The sequence below is a fragment of the Brevundimonas guildfordensis genome, from assembly GCF_014836405.1.
GTDB lineage: Bacteria > Pseudomonadota > Alphaproteobacteria > Caulobacterales > Caulobacteraceae > Brevundimonas > Brevundimonas guildfordensis.
Map to the genome: position 1 here is coordinate 673617 of NZ_JACSQU010000001.1, position 21345 is coordinate 694961.

Annotated in this window: 22 protein-coding genes and 1 tRNA gene; 20 read left to right on the forward strand and 3 right to left on the reverse strand. The window is 65.3% G+C overall.

The annotated features are described in order from the left end of the window. Positions 1-7: 7 nt before the first annotated feature. From nrdR to H9656_RS03305, 9 genes are all read left to right on the forward strand, one after another. Positions 8-481, forward strand: a complete 474-nt coding sequence (gene nrdR / locus H9656_RS03265) for a transcriptional regulator NrdR (RefSeq protein ID WP_003164743.1) — start codon at positions 8-10, stop codon at positions 479-481. Continuing rightward, positions 481-1107: a bifunctional diaminohydroxyphosphoribosylaminopyrimidine deaminase/5-amino-6-(5-phosphoribosylamino)uracil reductase RibD gene (ribD, locus tag H9656_RS03270; RefSeq protein WP_191742827.1), complete on the forward strand. Its 627-nt coding sequence runs from the start codon at positions 481-483 to the stop codon at positions 1105-1107. Before nrdR ends, ribD begins: the two co-directional genes overlap by 1 nt. Positions 1108-1184: 77 nt before the next feature. Further along, on the forward strand, positions 1185-1775 hold the full coding sequence (locus H9656_RS03275) for a riboflavin synthase (protein ID WP_003169440.1): 591 nt from the start codon (positions 1185-1187) through the stop codon (positions 1773-1775). Then, positions 1772-2908 carry a 3,4-dihydroxy-2-butanone-4-phosphate synthase gene (ribB, locus tag H9656_RS03280; protein ID WP_191742828.1) on the forward strand — a complete coding sequence of 379 codons (1137 nt, stop codon included), beginning with the start codon at positions 1772-1774 and terminating at the stop codon, positions 2906-2908. Before H9656_RS03275 ends, ribB begins: the two co-directional genes overlap by 4 nt. Further along, the gene (gene ribH / locus H9656_RS03285) at positions 2905-3366 is read left to right on the forward strand and encodes a 6,7-dimethyl-8-ribityllumazine synthase (protein ID WP_191742829.1); all 462 of its coding nucleotides are present in this window, start codon (positions 2905-2907) and stop codon (positions 3364-3366) included. The genes ribB and ribH overlap by 4 nt, the downstream gene beginning before the upstream one ends. Beyond that, positions 3363-3899, forward strand: coding sequence for a transcription antitermination factor NusB (gene nusB / locus H9656_RS03290; RefSeq protein WP_404821536.1), 537 nt, complete (start codon positions 3363-3365; stop codon positions 3897-3899). The genes ribH and nusB overlap by 4 nt, the downstream gene beginning before the upstream one ends. Continuing rightward, the gene (gene thiL, locus H9656_RS03295) at positions 3886-4875 is read left to right on the forward strand and encodes a thiamine-phosphate kinase (protein WP_191742830.1); all 990 of its coding nucleotides are present in this window, start codon (positions 3886-3888) and stop codon (positions 4873-4875) included. The genes nusB and thiL overlap by 14 nt, the downstream gene beginning before the upstream one ends. Before the next feature lie 40 nt (positions 4876-4915). Further along, positions 4916-5338, forward strand: a complete 423-nt coding sequence (locus tag H9656_RS03300) for a hypothetical protein (RefSeq protein ID WP_191742831.1) — start codon at positions 4916-4918, stop codon at positions 5336-5338. 174 nt (positions 5339-5512) lie between these two features. Then, on the forward strand, positions 5513-7663 hold the full coding sequence (locus H9656_RS03305) for a sodium-translocating pyrophosphatase (protein ID WP_191742832.1): 2151 nt from the start codon (positions 5513-5515) through the stop codon (positions 7661-7663). Between the two features lie 76 nt (positions 7664-7739). On the opposite strand, the gene bamE is transcribed toward H9656_RS03305, so the two are convergent. Beyond that, positions 7740-8219 carry an outer membrane protein assembly factor BamE domain-containing protein gene (bamE, locus tag H9656_RS03310; protein WP_191742833.1) on the reverse strand — a complete coding sequence of 160 codons (480 nt, stop codon included), beginning with the start codon at positions 8217-8219 and terminating at the stop codon, positions 7740-7742. A 90-nt stretch (positions 8220-8309) separates the two neighbouring features. Between bamE and H9656_RS03315 the strand changes: the two genes are divergently transcribed. The 7 genes from H9656_RS03315 (at position 8310) to H9656_RS03345 (ending at position 12469) form a co-directional block, all read left to right on the forward strand. Then, the gene (locus H9656_RS03315; protein ID WP_191742834.1) at positions 8310-8837 is read left to right on the forward strand and encodes a ubiquinol-cytochrome C chaperone family protein; all 528 of its coding nucleotides are present in this window, start codon (positions 8310-8312) and stop codon (positions 8835-8837) included. Continuing rightward, on the forward strand, positions 8834-9367 hold the full coding sequence (locus H9656_RS03320) for a YceD family protein (RefSeq protein WP_191742835.1): 534 nt from the start codon (positions 8834-8836) through the stop codon (positions 9365-9367). Before H9656_RS03315 ends, H9656_RS03320 begins: the two co-directional genes overlap by 4 nt. A 97-nt stretch (positions 9368-9464) precedes the next feature. Beyond that, complete coding sequence (plsX, locus tag H9656_RS03325; RefSeq protein WP_191742836.1) at positions 9465-10547, forward strand: phosphate acyltransferase PlsX; 1083 nt, start codon at positions 9465-9467, stop codon at positions 10545-10547. Further along, positions 10544-11521, forward strand: a complete 978-nt coding sequence (locus H9656_RS03330) for a beta-ketoacyl-ACP synthase III (RefSeq protein ID WP_191742837.1) — start codon at positions 10544-10546, stop codon at positions 11519-11521. Before plsX ends, H9656_RS03330 begins: the two co-directional genes overlap by 4 nt. Positions 11522-11589: 68 nt before the next feature. Continuing rightward, positions 11590-11898: an integration host factor subunit alpha gene (locus H9656_RS03335; protein WP_025977057.1), complete on the forward strand. Its 309-nt coding sequence runs from the start codon at positions 11590-11592 to the stop codon at positions 11896-11898. 5 nt (positions 11899-11903) lie between these two features. Further along, positions 11904-12320: a MerR family transcriptional regulator gene (locus H9656_RS03340; protein WP_191742838.1), complete on the forward strand. Its 417-nt coding sequence runs from the start codon at positions 11904-11906 to the stop codon at positions 12318-12320. Positions 12321-12392: 72 nt separating this feature from the next. After that, positions 12393-12469: transfer RNA gene (locus H9656_RS03345), tRNA-Pro, on the forward strand. A 136-nt stretch (positions 12470-12605) separates the two neighbouring features. Here H9656_RS03345 and H9656_RS03350 read toward each other — a convergent pair. Next, positions 12606-13241 carry a trimeric intracellular cation channel family protein gene (locus H9656_RS03350; protein ID WP_191742839.1) on the reverse strand — a complete coding sequence of 212 codons (636 nt, stop codon included), beginning with the start codon at positions 13239-13241 and terminating at the stop codon, positions 12606-12608. Positions 13242-13369: 128 nt separating this feature from the next. Between H9656_RS03350 and H9656_RS03355 the strand changes: the two genes are divergently transcribed. From H9656_RS03355 to H9656_RS03365, 3 genes are all read left to right on the forward strand, one after another. Further along, a complete protein-coding gene (locus tag H9656_RS03355) occupies positions 13370-14833 on the forward strand; it encodes an MFS transporter (protein ID WP_191742840.1) in 1464 nt (487 codons plus the stop codon). Positions 14834-14862: 29 nt separating this feature from the next. Continuing rightward, on the forward strand, positions 14863-16023 hold the full coding sequence (locus H9656_RS03360) for a M20 aminoacylase family protein (protein WP_191742841.1): 1161 nt from the start codon (positions 14863-14865) through the stop codon (positions 16021-16023). Between the two features lie 243 nt (positions 16024-16266). Then, positions 16267-17739 (forward strand): AMP-binding protein, encoded by a 1473-nt coding sequence (locus H9656_RS03365; RefSeq protein ID WP_225212206.1) that lies wholly within the window; start codon positions 16267-16269, stop codon positions 17737-17739. A 45-nt stretch (positions 17740-17784) separates the two neighbouring features. Here H9656_RS03365 and H9656_RS03370 read toward each other — a convergent pair whose 3' ends face one another. After that, positions 17785-18489, reverse strand: coding sequence for a TetR/AcrR family transcriptional regulator (locus tag H9656_RS03370; protein ID WP_191742843.1), 705 nt, complete (start codon positions 18487-18489; stop codon positions 17785-17787). A 226-nt stretch (positions 18490-18715) separates the two neighbouring features. Here H9656_RS03370 and H9656_RS03375 point away from each other — a divergent pair, with 226 nt between their 5' ends. Next, on the forward strand, positions 18716-21340 hold the full coding sequence (locus tag H9656_RS03375) for a TonB-dependent receptor plug domain-containing protein (RefSeq protein ID WP_225212207.1): 2625 nt from the start codon (positions 18716-18718) through the stop codon (positions 21338-21340). The last annotated feature ends 5 nt before the right edge of the window (positions 21341-21345 follow it).

The following is a 21345-nucleotide window of genomic DNA, read 5'->3' on the forward strand; positions in this document are numbered from 1 at the left end:
CCATCGGATGAAGTGCCCCTTCTGCGGAAACGCCGACACCCAGGTGAAGGACAGCCGCCCGTCTGACGACGGCGCGGCCATCCGTCGCCGTCGGTCCTGTCCGCAGTGCAACGGGCGCTTCACCACCTTCGAGCGGGTGCAGCTGCGCGAACTGGTTATCCTGAAACGGAACGGCCGCCGCACCCCCTTCGACCGCGACAAGCTGGAACGCTCGCTGGGCATCGCCCTGCGCAAGCGCCCGGTCCAGCCGGATCAGGTCGAGCTTCTGGTCAGCCGCATCGTGCGCCAGCTGGAAAGCCTGGGCGAGACGGAAATCCCATCGCACATCGTCGGCGACTTCATCATGAAGGCGCTGAAGTCGGTCGATGAGGTGGCCTACGTCCGCTATGCCTCGGTCTACAAAGACTTCCGCCACACCAGCGATTTCGCCAAATTCCTCGGCGACGAGGGTTTCGACGAGACCAAGTCCGGCCAGGACTGATGCGCCCGCGCGTCACCCTCAAGCTGGCCACGTCGCTGGACGGCCGCATCGCCACGGCCACGGGCGAAAGCCAGTGGATCACCGGCCCGGAAGCGCGCCTTCAGGGCCACCGCCTGCGCGCGACGCATGACGCCATTCTGGTCGGCGTCGAGACGGTGCTGGCCGACGATCCCGAACTGACGGTGCGTCTCCAGGACTACGAAGGAGGGCATCCTCTTCGTGTCGTCCTCGACAGTCGTCTGCGGACCACCGCGACGGCCAAGGTCGCCAGCGGCAACACCCTGATCATCACGTCCGCCGCGCCCCACGCCATCGGCCACGCCGAAGTCGTCACCGTCGCCGCCATCGACAGCCGCCCCGCCATCCCCGCCGTCCTCGACGCCCTGTCCGCCCGCAACATCGGCTCCGTCCTGATCGAGGGCGGAGGCCGCGTCGCCGCCTCCTTCATCCAGGCAGGCGCAGTGGACGCCATCGAGTGGTTCCGCGCCCCGATCCTGCTGGGCGGAGAGGGGCGGCCCTGCGTCGCGGGTCTGGCGCTTGCAAAGCTGGCCGACGCCCCCAAGTTCCGTCGTCTGGGCGTCGAGCCTGTCGGAGACGACCTGTGGGAACGCTACGCCCGGGTCTGACGTCCCGGCAGGCGCGATTTCAGACGAATTAGACTAATTAGACTCTGTTTTTTGGGTCCGAAGGGACCGGAGCTTTCATGTTCACCGGCATCGTCACTGATATCGGCCGCGTCCGCAGCGTCCGTGAAACCAACCGCGACCGTCGCTATGAGGTCGAGACCGTGTGGGACACCGCGGGCATCGACCTGGGCGCTTCCATCAGCCACGCTGGCTGCTGCCTGACCGTCACGGAGAAGGGGGAGGGCTGGTTCGCTGTCGAGGTCTCGGGCGAGACCCTGTCCAAGACCAAGCTGGGCGACTGGAGCGAGGGCAGCCGCATCAATCTGGAGCGCGCGGCCAAGCTGGGCGATGAACTGGGCGGCCATATCGTCTCGGGCCATGTCGATGGTCTGGGCGAAGTGATCTCCATCACGCCCGAAGGCGGCTCGCACCGCATCGTGATCGAGGCGCCCGCGCCCCTGCACAGATTCATCGCCCCAAAGGGCTCAATCACGGTCGATGGGGTTTCCCTGACGGTGAATGGGGTGCATGAGCGCCGCTTCGACGTGAATATTATCCCGCACACGTGGGATGCGACCACCCTCGGCGGCCTGAAGGTCGGCGAAAAGGTCAATCTGGAGATCGACATGCTGGCGCGTTACCTCGCGCGGTGGCAGGAGACCGCATGATGAAACTGGCCGTCCACAATACCGACAGCCCGATCAGCTCGATCGAGGACATTATCGAGGACGCCCGCAACGGCCGCCCTTACATCCTGGTGGACGCCGAGGACCGCGAGAACGAGGGCGACATCGTTATTCCGGCCCAGTTCGCCACGCCGGACCAGATCAATTTCATGATCCGCTATGCGCGCGGACTGGTCTGCCTGGCCATGACGGCCGAGCGCGCCAAGCAATTGCGCCTGCCGCCGATGGCCGCCGAGAACCGCGAGAGCATGGGCACGGCCTTCACCATCTCGATCGAGGCCAAGGAAGGCGTCACGACCGGCATCTCGGCCGCTGACCGCGCCCACACGGTCCAGGTGGCTGCTGATCCGTCGCGCACCGCCGACGACATCGTCTCGCCGGGCCACATCTTCCCGCTGGTCGCGCGCGACGGCGGCGTGCTGGTTCGCACCGGCCACACCGAGGCCGCCGTCGACATCAGCCGCATGGCCGGCCTGATCCCGGCCGGGGTGATCTGCGAGATCATCAAGGACGACGGGACGATGGCGCGGATGCCCGACCTGATCGCCTTCGCCCAGTTGCACGGGCTGAAGATCGGCACCATCGCCGACCTGATCGCCTATCGCCGACGCACCGAGCGTTTCGTCGAGCGCGTGATGGAGACGCCGTTCCAGAGCGTCCACGGCGGCGAGTTCAAGCTGATCCTGTACCGCAACACCATTGAGGGCGCAGAGCACGTCGCCCTGGTGCGCGGCGACATCGACCCGACGAAACCGACCGTGGTGCGGATGCACCAGATCGACTTCGCCGCCGACCTGCTGGGCCACGTCGAGGCCCGTCAGGACTATATTCCGAAGGCGATGCAGGCGCTGGCGGCCCATGACGGGCCGGGCGTCGTCGTTTTCCTGCGCGATCCCGACCTGCATGGCCTGGCCGAACGGCTGGGCGGCGTGGCCAAGCCCGCGGCGGCGGATCGCTCGCTGAAAGCCTATGGCGTCGGGGCACAGATTCTGCTCGACCTCGGCGTCAAGGATATGATCGTGATGAGTTCGACGCGGCCCAATCCGACGGCGCTTGAGGGCTATGGCCTGCGCATCGTCGGCTGGCGCGACATGGACGGAGAAGACCAATCTTGAACGACCCCACTCGCGTCCTCATCGTCGAGGCGCGCTTCTACGACGAACTGGCCGACGCCCTTCTGGAAGGGGCGAAGGACGCCCTGCGCGCGCAAGGCGTCCAGTATGACGTCGTGACCGTGCCCGGCGCTCTGGAAGTGCCGACCGTGATCGCCATGGCCGAGGAGGCCGGGCGCTATCCGACCGCGCCGCGCTACGACGGCTATGTCGCCCTGGGCTGCGTGATCCGCGGCGAGACCTATCACTTCGAGATCGTCTCGGATCAGTCGGCCGCCGGCATCCGCAATCTGGGCCTGAAGGGCGTGGCCATCGGCAACGGCATCCTGACGACCGAGGACGAGGAGCAGGCCTGGGCCCGCGCCCGCCTTAGCGAGGGCGACAAGGGCGGTTTCGCCGCCCGCGCCTGCCTGGACCTGATCGCTATCCGCAAACGCCTTCGTGGGGGGCTGGCCTCGTGACCGAACCGACCAGCGCCCCGGCGACCGTCGCCGAAGTCATGGCCCAACTGGCCGAGGCTGAAAAAGCCCGCGCCGAGCCGCAGCTAACCAGCCGCCAGCGCCGCGCCCGCACGGTCGCGCGCCTTGCCGCGGTCCAGGCCCTGTATCAGATGGAGCTGGCGGGCGAGGACGTCGACAGCGTCGTGCGCGAGTTCCGCAATCACCGCTTCGACGCCGACATCGACGGCGCCCCTCTGGCCGAGGCTGACGAGGACTGGTTCTCCGAGATCGTCCACGGCGTGGTCGAGGATCAGCGCGCCATCGATGAGGCGATCAAGGCGCGCCTGGCCTCCAACTGGCGGCTGGAGCGTCTGGACGCGACCCTGCGGGCCCTGCTGCGCTGCGGCGCGTGGGAGCTGAAGCACAAGCCGGACGTGCCGCGTGAAATCGTGATCGACGAATACGTCGAACTGGCCAAGGCCTTCTTCGACGATGCGGAGGCGAAGTTCGTGAACGCGGCGCTGGACGGCGTGGCGCGCGATGCCCGCGATTGACGTCGCAGGCGAATTCGAGACCATCCAGCGGCTGCTGAAGCCGCTGGCGCATCCGGAATGGGCGAGGGGGCTGGCCGACGATGTGGCCGCGCTGCCCTCGCGACCGGGACACGACCTGATCCTGACCAAGGACGCGATCGTCGAAGGCGTCCACTTCCTGCCTGACGACCCGCTGGACACGGTGGCGCAGAAGCTTCTGCGCGTGAACCTGTCCGACCTGGCCGCCAAGGGCGCCGAGCCGTTCGGCTATCTGCTGGCCTGCCATTGGTCCGAACGCTGCGGCTGGCCCGAGCGAGAGGCCTTCGTCGCCGGGCTGCGGCGTGATCAGGCCATTTTTGACATTTCCCTGCTGGGCGGCGACACGGTGAAGACGCCGGGACCGGCCAGCTTCTCGGCGACGATGATGGGCTGGGCGCCGTCGGGCGCGGCCGTCAGTCGGGCGGGGGCGCGGCCAGGCGATTTAGTCTTCGTCACCGGCACCATCGGCGACGGCTGGCTGGGTCTTCAGGCCGCTCAGGCGACCCTGACGCTGGAGCCTGAGCGCATGGACGCGCTGGAGGCCGCCTATCGCACCCCCATGCCGCGCGTGGAGTTCGCGCCCGTCGTTCTGGGCCTGGCCACGGCCAGCGCCGACATCTCCGACGGCCTTCTGGCCGACGCCGCCCACATCGCCGAGGCCAGCGGCGTATGCCTTGAGCTTGATCTGGAGGTGCTGCCCATGTCGGCGGCGGCCCAAGCCTGGTTCGAAAGCCGGGTCGACCCGCAGGCGGCGTTGGAGCTTCTGGCCAGTGGCGGCGACGACTACGAGATCCTGCTGACCGTCCCGGCGGGCGCCGAGAACGCCCTGCGCCGCGAGGCCGAGCGCCGCCATCTGCGCCTGACTCGTGTCGGCCGCGTGACCGAGGGCAGGGGGCTGTCCCCGCGCTATCTGGGTCAGGCCATCACCCCGACCCGCAACGGCTGGACACACGGCTGAGCGCAACGGAATCCTAACGGGACTTGGCGAAACTGCACCCATGAATCGCCGCGCCCTGATCCTCGCCGTCGCCGGCGCCGCCCTGTCGGGTTCGGCGCTCGCTGCGCCGTCGGCGGAATCGCCCGCCCAACCGGCGAGCTTCAATCTGACCGGCGTGGGCCTGCCGATCATCGTGGGCGGCCGCGTCCGCAACTACGTCTTTGCAGAACTGAGACTGCATCTGGGTGAAGGCCAAACCCTGGACGCGGTAAGGGCCAAGGAGCCCTACCTGCGCGACGCTCTTGTCCGCGCCGGACATCGCACCCCCTTCGTCATCGCGGACGACTGGAATCAGTTGGACGCGGCGGCGCTGAGCGCCAGCCTGATACGCTCGGCCGACAGCCTGATCGGCAAGGGCGCGATCGCCCGTGTCGAGGTCGTCAGCCAGGCCGCGCGCCGCCGCATGATGGCGCGCGCCGGCTGAAAGAGCGCTGTTGCGCCACGGCTCTGCTTTTGGCACGATTTAGCCGCAATTCCCGAGGGGCGTGAATTTACGTCTGTAAGCGCACGGGGGGACCGGAAGGCGGCCGAGAGGCGACAACGCCCGTAGCGCTGCCCATGGATCCGCGCGTCTAGTTGCATAGGGCTTGGAAACGCCATGACGTCATATCTTTGGCTGGTCATCGCGGCCGGCGCTTTGGGGGTGCTTTACGGCGCCGTCCAGACCGCCGCCCTGATGAAGGCCGACAGTGGTAATGAACGGATGCGTGAGATCGCCGCGGCGATCCAGGAAGGGGCATCCGCCTATCTGAAGCGTCAGTACACAACGATTGGTATCGTAGGGGTCGTGATCTTGGTCGCGGCCTTTTTTCTTATCGGGATCTGGGCGGCCCTCGGCTTCCTGATCGGCGCGATCCTGTCGGGCGCGGCGGGCTATGCGGGGATGCTGATTTCCGTGCGCGCCAACGTCCGCACGGCGCAGGCCGCGTCGCAGAGCCTGTCTAAGGGACTGGACCTGGCTTTCCGCTCGGGCGCCATCACCGGCATGTTCGTGGCGGGCGGCGCGCTTCTGGGCGTGTCCGGCTACTACGCCTTCATGACGCAGGGGCTGGGCCACGCCTCGACCAGCCGCGAGGTCATCGACGGACTGGTGGCTCTGGGCTTCGGCGCCTCTCTGATTTCCATCTTCGCGCGACTGGGCGGCGGCATCTTCACCAAGGGGGCCGACGTCGGCGGCGACATGGTGGGCAAGGTCGAGGCCGGCATCCCTGAGGACGACCCCCGCAACGCCGCCACCATCGCGGACAATGTGGGCGACAACGTCGGCGACTGCGCCGGCATGGCCGCCGACCTGTTCGAGACCTATGCCGTCACCACGGTGGCGACCATGGTGCTGGCGGCCATCTTCTTCCGCAACCAGCCCTATGTCGACGTGCTGATGCTGTTGCCGCTGGCGATCTGCGGCGTCTGCATCGTGACCTCGATCATCGGCACCTTCTTCGTCCGTCTGGGCAAGAGCGGCAACATCATGGGGGCGCTGTATCAGGGGTTGATCGTCACAGGCGTCCTGTCGCTGGGCGCGGTCTGGTGGGTGATCAATCAGCTTCTGCCGGGGGCGGTCGAAACCTCAGGAGGCCTGCTGATCCAGCCGATGAGTCTGTTCTGGGCGGGCGTCGTCGGCCTGCTGGTCACTGCGGCCATCGTGGTCATCACCGAATACTACACCGGCACGGGCTTCCGTCCGGTGAAGTCGGTGGCCAACGCCTCGGTCTCGGGGCACGGCACCAACGTGATCCAGGGCCTGGCCATGTCGCTGGAATCTACCGCGTTGCCAGCCCTGACCATCATCGTCGGCATTGTCGCGGCCTTCCAGTTGGCGGGCCTGTTCGGCATCGCCATCGCCACCACGACCATGCTGGGCGTGGCGGGGATGATCGTTGCGCTGGACGCCTTCGGCCCGGTTACGGACAACGCGGGCGGCATCGCCGAGATGGCCGGCCTGCCGCCGGAAGTCCGCGTCTCGACCGACGCTCTGGACGCCGTGGGCAACACCACCAAGGCCGTGACCAAGGGCTACGCCATCGGTTCGGCGGGTCTGGGGGCGTTGGTCCTGTTCGCCGCCTATGTGGAGGACCTCAAGTTCTTCGCAGCCGAGGCGGCGCCGGGCAGCTTCTTCTACGGTCTGGGCGCGGTCGCGTTCGACCTGTCCAACCCCTATGTCGTGGTCGGCCTGCTGTTCGGGGGGCTGTTGCCCTTCCTGTTCGGCGGTCTGTCGATGACGGCCGTGGGGCGCGCGGCTGAGGCTGTGGTGGCCGAGGTCCGGCGTCAGTTCCGCGAACATCCCGGAATCATGACCTACGAGACCAAGCCGGAATACGGGCGGGCGGTCGATATCCTGACCAGCGCGGCCATCCGCGAGATGATCGTGCCGTCGCTGCTGCCGGTGCTGTCGCCGATCGTCCTGTTCGTCGTCATCCTGTTCATCCAGCCGGACAAGGCCAACGCCTTCGCCGCGCTGGGGGCCATGCTGATGGGGGTGATCGTGACGGGCCTGTTCGTCGCCATCTCCATGACCTCGGGCGGCGGCGCCTGGGACAACGCCAAGAAGGTGATCGAGGAAGGCTTCACCGACAAGAACGGTGTCGTCCACGGCAAGGGCTCGGAAGCGCACAAGGCTGCGGTCACCGGCGACACTGTGGGCGATCCCTACAAGGACACCTCCGGCCCGGCGGTGAACCCGATGATCAAGATCACCAACATCGTGGCGCTGCTGCTGCTGGCGGTGCTGGCGAGCGGCAAGATCGTCTGACAGCGCTCAGCTGAAACTGAAAACGCCCCGGAGAGCGATCTCCGGGGCGTTATCTTTTCAGCCGCGCGCGAGCAGCTTAGTCCGGGCGGCGTTGGCCCGGAACGTCGTCTTCGGTGCGCGGCAGTTGGCCGCGGCCGACGTTGCCGAGCAGTTGCTCGAGGATGGTCAGTTGGCGGCCGCGCGTCGGGGTCTCGCGGCTCTCCATGGCGATCTGGCGGCCGTCTTCCAGGCCCAGATTGCGCACCGTGGCGACCTTGCCATCCGCCTCGTTGAAGGTGATCTCTGTGACCGTCCGCTGCGACACCTTTGGCTTGTTGTAGGTGTAGCGCTGCGTCGTCTGGGTCAGGTAGTACCAGACGCTCTCCGCCTCAAAGGTCGAGGTGGTGGACGGCGTGCCCAGCTTGGTCAGCACGGTCTCCCGCGTGTCGACGCCAGCCTCGATATCCTGAGGTTTGACGTCCACGGCCTGAAAGCCCTGGGTGGCGACAACTGGCGCGCAGGCGCCGGCGGCGGCGGCGAGCGAGGCGGCGATGATGAGCGACGTAAAACGGGGCATCGGCGATGGGCCTCAAGAAATAAGGTCTTTGACCTAACCGTCGCTGCGTCCTAGTGCAACGGCGCGGCGGAAAAGGGGCCGTGAAATCCTATGTTCAAGACACTCTTCAAGCGCCAGACGCAAGATCGCCATGTCCAGGCCCTGTACGCCCTGGCCGTCAATCAGGCCCGCCAGCCTGATTTTTACACGCGCCTGGGCGTCGCCGACCGCATCGACGCGCGCTTTGAGCTCTACACCCTGCACGTGCTGCTGCTGTTCGTGCGGCTGAAGCAGGACGGAGAGCGTGGCGCAGACCTGTCCCAGAAGCTGTTCGACGCCTATGTGTCGGCGCTGGATAACGTGCTGCGCGAGCTGGGGGTGGGCGATGTCTCGGTGGGTAAGAAGATGCGTAAGCTGGGCGAAGCCCTCTACGGCCGCATGAGCGCCTATGAAAAGGCGCTGAGGGCAGGGGATCACGATGGCCTTCAGGCCTCGATCGCCCGCAATGTCTTTGAGAGCGAAGACGCCGCCGCTGGCGCGGCCCTGGCGCGCTACACCATCGATTCGCATGAAAGGCTGGCTCGACAGTCGTCGGCCGCCGTGGAAAAGGCGCCGGACTGGGCGATGATCGTCGCATGACCCTTCCTGCTCTCCCCTATAGCGAACCTATCCGCCTGCATCAGGTCGGCGTATCCCTGACCCGTCGATTGGAGCCGGACGACGCAGCCCGCGCGCGGATTGCGCGGGCCTTGAGCCTGAAATCGCTCGATCGATTCGTCGCAGATATGGAGATCGTCCCCACCGTGTCGGGTTGGCGCATGGACGGTCGGGTCCAGGCGGAGGCCGTTCAGGCCTGCGTCCTGACGCTAGAGCCGCTGCCTGTCGGCATCGACGAGCGATTTTCGATCAACCTGACCGAAACGGCGCCCGAGATTCAGGCCAACGAGGAAGGCGAGATCGATCTGGAGCTGGACGACGACTCGGCCGACGTCGTGGAAAATGGTCAGATCGACCTGGGCCAGTACGCGGTCGAACAGTTGGCCCTGCATCTGGATCCCTATCCCCGCAAGGAAGGCGCGGTTTTCGAACAGCCGCCGGAGCCCGGAGAAATCTCGCCCTTTGGCGTGTTGAAGGCGCTGAAGCCTGGCGGCCAAACCGACAAGAGTTGACCTAAGGTCGCTCAAGCCTCATCCACGGTGCGACATTTTCGTCCGCTCGCCCTAAACTGAAGCGCCGCGGCAAGACGGCGACGGAGTCGATTTTCACTTGGCATCACCGATACTAATCTCGCTCGACGCCATGGGCGGGGACCATGGGCCTTCCGTCGTGGTTGGGGGCGTAAAGGCTTACATCGCCCGTTACGGCGGCGAAGGCGTCCGTTTTCAACTGCATGGCGATGAGGCGGCGATCCGCGCCGAGGTCGCCCGCAATGGCCTGCCGACTGATGTCTGCGAAATCCGCCACACGGACAAAGTCGTGGGCATGGACGAAAAACCCGCCCAGGCCATGCGCCGGGGCAAGGGTTCCAGCCTGTGGAACGCCATTGAGGCGGTCAAGCTCGGCGAGGCTCAGGCCGCCGTGTCGGCCGGCAACACCGGCGCTCTGATGGCTATCTCGAAGCTGCTGTTGCGTATGGCGGTGGATGGGCTGGAGCGGCCCGCCATTGTCGCCAGCTGGCCGACGAAACGCGGCTTCACCGCCGTGCTGGACGTCGGCGCCAACATCGGTAGCGACGCGCGTCAGCTGGTCGAGTTCGCTATCATGGGCGAGGCCTTTCAGTCGGCTGTTCACGGTGTGGAGAAGCCGACCGTCGGCATTCTAAATGTCGGCTCCGAGGACATGAAGGGTCATGAAGAGGTGCGCGAGGCTCACGCGGTCCTTCGCACGGACGCGGTGCCGGTGAACTACACCGGCTTCGTCGAGGGGCACGACATCGCCGCCGGCACGGTCGACGTGGTGGTCACGGACGGCTTCACAGGCAACGTCGCGCTCAAGACGGCCGAGGGCACGGCCCGCTTTATTTCCGGCCTGCTGAAAGAGGCTTTGACCTCGGGCCCCATGGCCAAGATGGGCGCCCTGATCGCCATGCCTGCGCTGAAGAAGATGGCGCGTCGCATCGACCCCAGCAGCGTCAACGGCGGCCCCCTGCTGGGCCTGAACGGCATCGTGGTGAAGAGCCACGGCGGCGCCACGGCCGAGGGTTATGGAAACGCCATCCGCGTGGCTGTCGATCTGGCTCGGAGTGACTATTTGACCAAGGTCAGCGCCAATTTTGCGCGTCTGTCGGCCGTTCTGGATACTGCTGAGGCCGCGTCCGACAAAGACCAAACAGGAGAGATCCAGTCGTGAGCGTCATCCGCAGCGTCGTCACCGGGGTCGGCTCCTTCCTGCCCGAACAGGTCGTCACCAACGCAGATCTGACCAAGATCGTGGACACCTCCGACGAATGGATCATTGAGCGGACCGGCATTCGCCAGCGCCACAAGGCCCGCGATGATGAGCCCACCAGCGACCTGGCGCTTAAGGCGGCCGAGCGTGCCCTAGCTGACGCCGGCAAGACGGCGGCGGACGTCGACCTGATCATCGTCGCCACGACCACCCCGGACCAGACCTTCCCCGCGACCGCCGCCATCGTCCAGCGCAAGCTGGGCGCCCCGGTCGGCATCGCCTTCGACATTCAGGCGGTCTGCTCAGGGTTCGTCTACGCGATGAGCATCGCCGACGGCTTCGTCGCGCGCGGCCAGGCCAAATGCGCCCTGGTCATCGGCGCCGAGGAAATGACCCGGCTGATGGACTGGACGGACCGCACCACCTGCGTCCTGTTCGGCGACGGCGCCGGCGCCTTTGTTTTGGAACCCGGCGAAGGGCAGGGGACCAAGGACGATCGCGGCATCCTGGGCTTCGCCCTGCGCTGCGAAGGCGCCAAGTCCGACATGCTCTACGTCGATGGCGGTCCGGCCACGACCGGAACGGTCGGCCACCTGCGGATGCTGGGCAACCAGGTCTTCCGCCACGCCGTCGTGAATATCGCCGAGGCTGTCACAGCCGCCGCCGAGGTCGCGGGCGTCGACATCCCCGAGATCGACTGGTTCGTGCCGCACCAGGCCAACCAGCGCATCATCAAGGGCGTCGGCGATCGCCTGGGCCTGGATGAGGACAAGGTCGTCTCGACCGTCGCCATGCACGCCAACACCTCGGCCGCCTCCATCCCCCTGGCGATGGATGTCGCCATCAAGGACGGACGCATCAAGAAGGGTGATCTAGTGCTGGTCGAAGCCATGGGCGGCGGCCTGACGTGGGGTGCCTGCGCCTTCAGATTCTAGATTTTCATTGAGGGCTTTGATTTTCATTCATTTTGCCCTTCAATGCCCCGCCATTGGAAAGCGGGGAGATGCCAGTGTCCCAGACCCTTACTCGGGCTGATCTGTGCGAGGCCGTTCACGAGGAGGTCGGCCTGTCGCGCCAGGAATGTTCCGGCATGGTCGAACGGACGCTTGAACTGATCGTCGAGTCGCTTGAACGCGGCGAGACCGTCAAACTGTCCGGCTTTGGCGTTTTTCAGGTGCGCGAAAAGCGGGCGCGCATGGGACGCAACCCCAAGACCGGCGAACCCGCCGCCATCAACCCCCGTCGCGTCATCAGCTTCCGGGCCTCTCAGATTATGAAGGGCCGGGTGCACGACGCCGTCGTAGAGACCTGAGTTCATTGGCTAAAAGCCCCAGCGCCTTTCGCACCATTTCCGAAGCCGCCGAAGAAGTCGGCGCGCCTCAGCATGTTCTGCGTTTCTGGGAGACGAAATTTGATTTCATCACCCCCGTGAAGCGGGCGGGCGGGAGGCGATTCTATCGTCCGGATGATGTGATGGTGTTGAAGGCCGTTCGACGCCTGTTGCACGACGAGGGGCTCACCATTCGCGGCGTTCAGCGTCTGGTTAGAGATCAGGGCCTCGCGCGCGTGGCGACCTATGGCGACCCTTCGGCCACCCTGGAAATTGATTCGGGCCTGTCTTCTACATCGGAAGCCCCAACGGCCGGCTCGGCCCCGGATTTTGATCGTCTGACGCAGGTTTTGACCGAGTTGGAAGAAGCGCATGCGCGGCTTGAGGCGGTTCTGCGCCGATAGGGCGGAAGTTGTTGTCGATAATGCGCTTTAGGGTTTGCGGAGCAGCAAACCCCCGTCTATACGGAGCGCCTTCGGAGCGTGGCGCAGCCTGGTAGCGCACTTGACTGGGGGTCAAGGGGTCGCAGGTTCGAATCCTGTCGCTCCGACCATTTCCCTCTGGGGAATCGGTTGGTTAAGGGGTCGCTTTCGGGCGGCCCCTTTGCAATTGGGCCGCTGGGTCTCAAATTTTGACACCGAATGATTGGCGCGATCTTCGACGACCTCGCCCTTGTGGGACGTCGCGCTCTAGCCCGCGACGGGGAGCCCCCAGCCACGGCGGATCGCGATCATGCGCAGGAAGAAGCAGAGGAGGCCGCCCAGGATAGCGGTCGGGACCACCGGGAGGTGAAGCAGATGGCCGCCGACCACTACGGCGGCGCCGAGCAGGGCAGCGACCGCATAGAGATCCGAGCGAAGGACGCCTGGGATCTCCGCCAGCAGAATGTCGCGCACCATGCCGCCCCCCACGCCGGTCAGCATACCGAGCAGCATTGCCATCACTGGGTTCAGGCCGTAGGCCAGCGCCTTTTCCGCGCCCGCAACCGCGAAGAAGGCGAGACCGATGGCGTCGAGCAGACGCACCGGCGTCTGCAACCTCTCGATCAGCGGCCACCAGAAGAAGGTGATCAGGCCTGCCGCCAGTGAGACCGCTAGATAGCGCCAGTCGACGAGGGCGGCGGGGGGCGTCGCCCCGATCAGCAGGTCACGGCCGATGCCGCCGAAGCTGGAGGCCACGAACGACAGCACCAGTACGCCGAAAACGTCGAGACGGCGACGGACGCCCGCCAGGGCGCCGCTGATGGCGAAAGCGAAGGTTCCGCAAAGGTCCAGCACCAGCACCAGGACCCGCTGGATTTCTACAGTCGATTCAACCTCGGTCATGGCTGAAGCCTAGCACAAGGCGGACACTGGTGTGCGGGCGCCGGCGCAGCGTCCCGGAGCTCGGAACGGATTGGATAGTCTGGCCGTTCGACTGTCAGCGGTGGCTGGTAAGGCTGGCGGAGGTCTCCATGGATGACGTTGCATCGTCGACCTATCGGGGAAACGACCGGCTTCTGTACGGGATTATTTTGGGCGTCCTGGCGTTCTGGCTGTTCGCCCAGACGACGCTGAACATCGCGCCCACCATGGCGGCGGACCTGAAGCTCGAGCAGACGTTTATGAACATTGCCGTGTCGATCACGGCCCTGTTCTCGGGCATCTTCATTGTCGTCATCGGCGGCCTGGCCGACCGGGTCGGCCGCGTGAAGATGGTGATGTTCGGCTTCGTCTTCTCCATCGTCGGCTGCCTGCTGGTCGGGCTGGCGCCGTCAGGATCGATGGGCGGCGCCTTCCTGATGCTGGGCCGGATCTGCCAGGGGCTGTCGGGCGCGTTCATCATGCCGGCCTCGCTGGCGCTGGTGAAGGCCTATTGGGAGGGAGCGGAGCGCCAGCGCGCTATCTCGCTGTGGTCCATGGGGTCGTGGGGCGGGTCGGGCTTCGCCGCCCTGTTCGGCGGGCTGATGGCCCAGAACATCGGCTGGCGCTGGATCTTTATCATCGCCGCGATCGTGTCCGTGGTCGGGATGCTGATGGTGCGCGGCACGCCCGAGAGCAAGGCGCCCGCTAAGGAGGGCTATCGGTTCGACCTTCTCGGGGTCCTGACGTTCATGCTCGCCATGGTCGCCTTGCAGATTTTCGCGACCCAGGGCGCGCAGTTCGGCTGGGCCAGCCCGGCGTCTCTGATGCTGTTAGCTGCCGCCCTGATCTTCAGCTTCGCCTTCTACCGGATCGAAAACAACAATCCGAACGCCTTCGTCCAGTTCGGTCTGTTCAAGAATATGACCTTCACCGGGGCGACGATCTCGAACCTGCTGCTGAACGCCACGGCGGGAATCATCATGATCGCCATGTTGGTGCTGCAGGAGGGCGGCGAAATGTCGGCCCAGCGGGCAGGGCTGCTGACTATCGGCTATGCGATCACCATCATGGCCTTCATCCGCGTCGGCGAGAAGCTGCTGCAACGCTTCGGCCCGCGCAAGCCGATGCTGTGGGGCAGTTACATCGTCGTCGCATCGATCCTGCTGCTCATGCCGACGAACCTAATGCTGGGTCCCTATACGGTGCTGGCGATCATCTCCTTCTCCCTGTTCGGGCTAGGGCTGGCCTTCTATGCGACGCCGTCCACCGATGCGGCCCTGTCGAACCTGCCCGAGGACCAGGGCGGCGCGGGCGCGGGGATCTACAAGATGGCCTCATCGTTGGGCGCATCCTTCGGCGTAGCGGTCTCGTCCACGATCTACACGGCGATCGCCGGCCAAAACGAGGGCGTGCGCTGGATCGAGGGGGTGATCACCTTCTCGGGCAACCAGACGAACCTGGCGTCGCGCGAGGCGGCGTTCTTCGCCCTGATGGCCAACTTGGTGATGGTGGCTGTGGCGATCCTCTCGATTGTGACCACCGTGCCGAGGGGCAAGGCGCCCGATCGGGGCTGAGCCTGTTCTTTCCAAAGGAGAGCTGAGTGATGACCGCCCTCGTCCAGACGCTGGAGCAGAACCGCGCCCAGATGACCGAATGGTTCGAGCATATGCATCGCCATCCTGAGCTGTCGATGCAGGAGACCAGCACGGCGGACTACATCGCCGAGACGCTGCGCGGCTTCGACGGCTATGAGATCGAGACCGGCGTCGGCAAGAACGGCATCGTCGCGTCGCTCAAGGCGGGGGAGGGCGGCGCCGCGATCGGCCTGCGGGCCGATTTCGACGCCTTGCCTATCCAGGAACAAAACGACCTGCCCTACAAGTCGGGCGTCGACGGCGTGGGGCACATGTGTGGTCACGACGGGCATGCCGCCATGCTGCTGGGCGCCGCCAAATACCTGGCCGAGACGAAAAACTTCAACGGGACCGTGCGGCTGATATTCCAACCGGGCGAGGAGACGATGCAAGGCGCGCCGGCCATGATCGACGACGGACTGTTCAAGCGCTTCCCTGTCGACGCCGTATTCGGCATGCACAACATCCCGGGGCTCGACGCCGGCAAGTTCTACTTCCGGCCGGGCGAGACCATGGCCTCCGTCGATAACTGGGAGGTCGAGATCATCGGCAAGGGCGGCCACGGCGGCATGCCGGAACAGGCCATCGACCCGATTGTGGCGGGCGCCTCCATCGTCATGGCCATTCAGAGCATCGTGTCGCGCAATGTGGCCCCAGCCCACACCGCCGTGGTGACCATCGGCGCCTTTCAGGCCGGAAAGGCGGGCAATGCGGTGGCGGGCAGCGCCATCTTGAGGTTCTCCGTGCGCACCTCCACGCCCGCGGACCGGGAGATGGTGCTGGGCAACATCCGCCGCATCGTTTCCCATCAGGCCCAGTCCTTCGGCTGCACCTCCGACATCCGCGAGGGTGTCCCGGGCGCCGTGCTGGTCAATGACCCCGAGGAAACCCAAAAGGCCGCCGACATCGCGCGGACAGCCTTTGGCGAGGACCGGGTGATTGATCCAGGCCCGCCCTTCATGGCGTCGGAAGACTTCGCCTTCATGCTGCAGCAGCGGAAGGGAACCTACTGCTTCCTCGGCGGCGGACCCGGGGCGATGGTTCACAACCCGACCTACGTCTTTAACCGCGACCTGCTGCCTGTCGGCGCGGCTTACTGGGCGGCCTTGACCGAGGGCTATCTGCGCTGAAGCCGCAAGGCGCACGGATTGCGAGACCCTGACAGCCCAGGCGTTGCGATGGGTTGTCGGGTGTTGGCCGCGCTTTCGATCAACCGTCTAGCTGGCGGGTGAGATGCGTGCCCTTCGTCCGGCGTTACACGTGCCGACCTTGCAGGGGGTTTGGGGTCGGCGCGGAGATTATCGGCTTTTCATTCATTTAGCGCTAAGTTAATGAAAGGGGGCCGAGGGGGGCTCGAGAAGCTTGCCCGGTGTATGGGAGGCTTAAAAAACGTGACTGATAACGCTGTGCCGCTGTGCTCGATTCTCGCTCACCACGCGGCGAGGGACCCCGCGCGCTTGGCGCTAATTATGGGTGACTTACGTCTGACCTACGCGGAGCTGGACGCGCGCTCGACGCAGCGTGCGCGCTTCATGCAGGCTCGCGGGGTGGGGCAGGACGACTACGTCACCGTGGCTCTGCCGAACGGGCCGGACTTCTATGAGACGATCTTTGGCATCTGGAAGCTCGGGGCGACGCCGAACGTGGTGTCCGCTCGCTTGGCGCAGTTCGAGTTGGAGCACATCCTCGACCTGGTGGGGCCGCGCCTGTTCGTAGGCCAATGCCCGCGCGAGGACATCCCCTCGGTGGACGGCGCTTTTGAGGGCTATCAGGCGCTTTCGGCCGAGCCTCTGCCGCCGGCTATCGCCAGGAATTGGAAGGCCATGACCAGCGGCGGGTCCACCGGACGGCCCAAGGTGATTGTCGACGCCATGCCTGCACAGTGGGACCCCACGGAGGGCTTCCTGCACCAGCAACCCGGCGAGGTCGTCCTGAATCCGGGGCCGCTGTATCACAACGCGCCGTTCCACTGCATCACCATGGCCATGTTCACCGGCAACACCATTGTCGAGATGCAGAAGTTCGACGCCCAGCGGGCGCTTGATCTGATCGAGGAGCACGGCGTCAACTGGGTGACTATGGTTCCGACCATGATGCACCGCATCTGGCAGTTGGGGCCGGAGGTGCTGGGTCGCTATAAGCTTCCGAGCCTGCGCATGATGCTGCACATGGCGGCGCCCTGCGCGCCCTGGCTCAAGGAAGCCTGGATTGACTGGTTGGGCAGCGAGCGCGTCTGGGAATACTACGGCACGACGGAGGCGACAGGCTCGACCATTATTTCGGGGACCGACTGGCTGCAGCGCAAGGGTTCGGTGGGCAAGGTCCGTCCGGGCTATGACCTGAAAATCCTCGACGCCGATGGCCGCGAATGCGCGGTGGGCGAGGTGGGCGAGGTGTTCTTCCGGCCGGAGACCGGGCCGTCGTCGACCTACCATTACCTGGGCAGCGACTCGCGACTGATCGGCGAGTACGAGACCATGGGCGACCTCGGCAGCATGGACCCGGAAGGCTATCTGTATCTGTCGGACCGTCGGAACGACCTGATCATCTCCGGCGGCGCTAATATCTACCCGGCTGAAGTCGAGGCGGCGCTGGAAGCTCACCCTGACGTGCGCGGCAGCGCCGTGATCGGGCTGCCGCACGATGAGTGGGGTTCAGTGGTGCACGCCATCGTCCAGCCAATGGAAGGCTCGACCATCAGCGAAGAGGCCTTGATGGAGTTCGTGGGCCAAACGTTGAGCCGCTACAAGATGCCGAAACGCATTGAGTTTACGAACGAAGCGTTGCGCGACGAGGCCGGCAAGGTCCGCCGCGCCGCGCTGCGACAGGCTCGCCTGCCTCAGTAGGTCTCCCAGAGGAGAGGGACGTCCCGAACGCCGCATGGACGCGCCTCAGCTTGCCTGGGGCGCGTTCCTTTTCTTGCTGGCGGCGAAGACGGCGGCGAAGCCCGCAGCCATGAAGGTGACGAAACGCTCCCGCACGGCTTGAAAGTCGTCCGAACTGCAAGCGCCGTTCGACAGGCGATCAATGCGGCCCGTGCGCGACAGGATGAGCGTGTAGGCCCCGGACGTCAGTTGAAAGCACCAGAAGAGATCTTCGTCCGTGACATCGGGAACGGCCTTCTTCAGCAGCTCGATCAGGCGCAGTACCAGGGGATCGAAATACTCGTCCATCAGCTCGGTGCCATAGCCGGGAGCATTGTTGACCTGCGCGAAGATGCGGCCAAAGCTGCGCCAGCCCTCCTCGCCGTGGATATAGGCGTCGAAGGCGTTGTCGTAGAACGCGCGCAGGGCCCCCTCGACGGTCACATTGTCGCCGACGGTCTTGGCGTAATCGTCCAGACCAGCGATACGCGCCGACACCGCCAACTTAACCCGCCGCTCCCAGACGGCCTCGAACAATGATTGCTTGCCGTCGTGGTAGTAGTGAATCAGGGCCGGGTGGATGCCCATGGCGTCGGCGACATCCTTGATGGTCACGCCGAAATAGCCGCGTTGAGAGAATAGATCCTCAGCCGTATCGAGAATCAGCTTTTCGGTCGCTGCACGCTGTTCTGCGCGAGAGCGGCGGACCTTTTTCTCAGGCGTGGTGGCCATTTGGGCTGAGATCTCCATTAGAGGGCTCGAGGGCGCACCTGCTTAAAAGCCGACACGTCCGAGAGGCTGGCGCGATAGAAAGACACGAATAACACGCATTTCATTTAGCCGCGAAAAAATGAACTTGACGATAAAGTTTCATTTAGTGCTAAGTGAATGAATGAGTGGCTCGCCGACGCGGGGGCCATGAAGCTAGAGCGGCCGAAGTCGCCATCGGGAGGTCAAATTGAAAGTCGTTCGTCACTCGACGAAGCGCGCGGCCGTGTGCGGCGCTTCTCTGCTCACCATCATGCTGGCGGCCGGCCAGGTTCAGGCCCAAGAGGCCGGTCCTGACGAAGAGGCCGTCGCTGTCGATGAGATCATCGTCACGGGGACGAGCATCCGCGGCGTGCCCCCGGTAGGCTCCAATCTCATCGGCGTGAGCCGCGCGGATGTCGAGCGTCTCGGTGCGGCCAACACGCCCGATATTCTGGCGTCCGTGCCTCAGCTGAACAGCTTCAACACGGCGCCTGTGGCGGCCAGCGGCGGTTTCGGCACCTTTGCGCCGGGCATGCGCGGCCTGCCGTCCAGCGCCACCCTGCCGCTGATGAACGGTCACCGTCTGGTGGCGGCCGCAGCCAACGACACCGCGCCTGACTATCCGCTGATCCCGGCTCTGGCCATCGAGCGGGTCGAGGTCGTGGCCGACGGCGCGTCTTCTATCTACGGCTCCGACGCTGTGACGGGCGTGGTCAACTTCATCACGCGCCGCCGTGTTGACGGCGTCGAGGCGAGCGCCAACTACGGTGTGGGCGACGCCTATTATCAAGGCCACTTCGGCGTGCTGGCCGGCAAGACGTTCGAGCGCGGCTCGGCGCTGATCGCTTATCAGTACACCCAGAACGACAGCATCACCGGCGGCGACCGCGACTATCGTACGCAGGACTTCACCAAGCAGGGCGGTCTGGATGCGCGGGCGGTCAACTGCCCGACGCCGAACGTGCTGTACGATACGAGCTTCTACGCCGTGTATCATGCCGCGCCGGGCCTGGTCGCCGGCACCAAGAACTATTGCGACAACGGCGCAGTGGTCGATCTCTACCCCTCGACCGAGCTGCACAGCCTCTTCGCGTCGGGCGAATATCTCGTCTCGGACAAGATCCGCCTGTGGGGCGAGGCGCTCTATGCCGACCGCCACGACGAAATGCGCGTGGGGCTGCCGGTTCAATCGGTGGCGATGAGCGCCGCCAATCCCTTCTTCCGAGGTCCGGCGGGGGGCGCGGCCAATGTCGCCTTCGTGTTGTTCCGCCCGGACAACATCGTCGGCGCCGACCACTTCATCAACAGTGACGACAAGCAGGTCTTCAACGGCTCGGTGGGCGTTGATTTCCAACTGCCGCGCGAGTTTGAGCTGACGCTGGGCGGCACCTTCGGCCGGACGGACAACGACGCCTATATTCCAGCCATCAACACCGCCGCGATCACGGCGGCCGGATTCGGCGTCACGACGGCGACGGCGCTGGATCCCTTCGGCGATGGCACGTCCGAAGCGGTCAAACAGGCGATCCTCGCCAATGCGGCGACGGCGGTGGGCATCACCCAGGATATGGACATGGCCTCGGCCCGTCTGAGCGGTCCGCTGTTCGAGCTGCCCGGCGGCACGATGAAAATCGCCCTGGGCGCCGAATACCGCAAGGAAACCTTTGAGCAGCGCGGGGTCGTCGGGGCTTCTCCGGTGCCCGAAAAGCTCGACCGCGATATCAGCTCGTTCTACGGCGAAATCTTCGCCCCGCTCGTCAGCGAGGCCAACGCCCTGCCGCTGGTGCAGAAGCTGTCGTTGTCGCTGTCGGGCCGCTACGACAAATACAGCGACTTCGGCGAGACCTCGAACCCGAAGATCGGCGTAAACTGGACCCCTGCAAACGGTCTGGACCTGCGCGCCTCTTACGGCCAATCGTTCCGTGCGCCGGGCATGCGCCAGATCGGCGCGACGGTCGGGGCATACTATCTGGATGCGGCCACTTCAGTTGTCGGCGCCAACGACCCGACGCGCGGCCCTAATCAGGTCGCCACCATCTATCTGCTGGGCGGGAACAAGAACCTGCAGCCGGAAGAGGCTGAAACCTGGTCGCTGGGCGCGGACTGGACGCCATCCTTCGCACCCAACTTCAAGGCCAGCGTCACCTACTACAACATCGAGTACATCAACACGATCGGCGTGCCATCGGCCGCCATGGTCTTCACCGATCCGACCTTCTCAAAGGTCATCCATCGCGACCCGACCCCGAGCGAGCTTCAGGCCCTGCTGGCAGGCCATGTGAACGTCAACGTTCCCTCGGCGATCCCGGCGGCCGTGAACTTCCTCGACCTGCGCCTCAACAACTTCGGGATGCGCAGCACCGACGGTCTGGACATGTTCTTCCGCTACAACTGGCCGACCGATTTCGGGCTGGTCTATGCGGACCTGTCGGCCAACTACATCCTGAACTACGACGTCAAACAGACGCCGAATTCGGCTGTGGCCGACAGCCTGGACCTGGGCATTCCGCAAACGACGGCGCGCTTCACCCTCGGCGCCGACGTGGGCGACTGGAGCGTGGCGAGCTTCGTCAACTTCCGCGGCGAATACACCAACAACTACGCCACCCCGACCGGCGTGGCCCAGTACACGTCGTCGCCGTACGTGACGGTCGACCTGCGCGTGTCCTGGACCCTGCCCGACGCCGGCTGGTCGCAAGGCATGACGGCCTCGCTTCAGGTCAATGACCTGCTGGACGAGACCCCGCCTTACTTCCCGGCCACCGACGGCATCGGCGGGGCCTACAACCCCATCGGTCGTTTCATTGCGCTGAACCTGCGCAAAAAGTTCTAAGCAGC

Excerpts from the sequence above, each read along its gene's own strand:
- ribB (WP_191742828.1), top strand. The coding sequence starts at position 1,772 with ATGATGAAACTGGCCGTCCACAATACCGACAGCCCGATCAGCTCGATC.
- H9656_RS03275 (WP_003169440.1), top strand. The coding sequence starts at position 1,185 with ATGTTCACCGGCATCGTCACTGATATCGGCCGCGTCCGCAGCGTCCGT.
- H9656_RS03360 (WP_191742841.1), top strand. The coding sequence starts at position 14,863 with ATGACCGCCCTCGTCCAGACGCTGGAGCAGAACCGCGCCCAGATGACC.
- bamE (WP_191742833.1), bottom strand. The coding sequence starts at position 8,219 with ATGCCCCGTTTTACGTCGCTCATCATCGCCGCCTCGCTCGCCGCCGCC.
- nrdR (WP_003164743.1), top strand. The coding sequence starts at position 8 with ATGAAGTGCCCCTTCTGCGGAAACGCCGACACCCAGGTGAAGGACAGC.
- H9656_RS03350 (WP_191742839.1), bottom strand. The coding sequence starts at position 13,241 with ATGACCGAGGTTGAATCGACTGTAGAAATCCAGCGGGTCCTGGTGCTG.
- H9656_RS03370 (WP_191742843.1), bottom strand. The coding sequence starts at position 18,489 with ATGGCCACCACGCCTGAGAAAAAGGTCCGCCGCTCTCGCGCAGAACAG.
- H9656_RS03365 (WP_225212206.1), top strand. The coding sequence starts at position 16,267 with ATGGGAGGCTTAAAAAACGTGACTGATAACGCTGTGCCGCTGTGCTCG.
- H9656_RS03355 (WP_191742840.1), top strand. The coding sequence starts at position 13,370 with ATGGATGACGTTGCATCGTCGACCTATCGGGGAAACGACCGGCTTCTG.
- H9656_RS03315 (WP_191742834.1), top strand. The coding sequence starts at position 8,310 with ATGTTCAAGACACTCTTCAAGCGCCAGACGCAAGATCGCCATGTCCAG.
- thiL (WP_191742830.1), top strand. The coding sequence starts at position 3,886 with ATGCCCGCGATTGACGTCGCAGGCGAATTCGAGACCATCCAGCGGCTG.
- ribD (WP_191742827.1), top strand. The coding sequence starts at position 481 with ATGCGCCCGCGCGTCACCCTCAAGCTGGCCACGTCGCTGGACGGCCGC.
- H9656_RS03320 (WP_191742835.1), top strand. The coding sequence starts at position 8,834 with ATGACCCTTCCTGCTCTCCCCTATAGCGAACCTATCCGCCTGCATCAG.
- H9656_RS03335 (WP_025977057.1), top strand. The coding sequence starts at position 11,590 with ATGCCAGTGTCCCAGACCCTTACTCGGGCTGATCTGTGCGAGGCCGTT.
- H9656_RS03305 (WP_191742832.1), top strand. The coding sequence starts at position 5,513 with ATGACGTCATATCTTTGGCTGGTCATCGCGGCCGGCGCTTTGGGGGTG.
- H9656_RS03300 (WP_191742831.1), top strand. The coding sequence starts at position 4,916 with ATGAATCGCCGCGCCCTGATCCTCGCCGTCGCCGGCGCCGCCCTGTCG.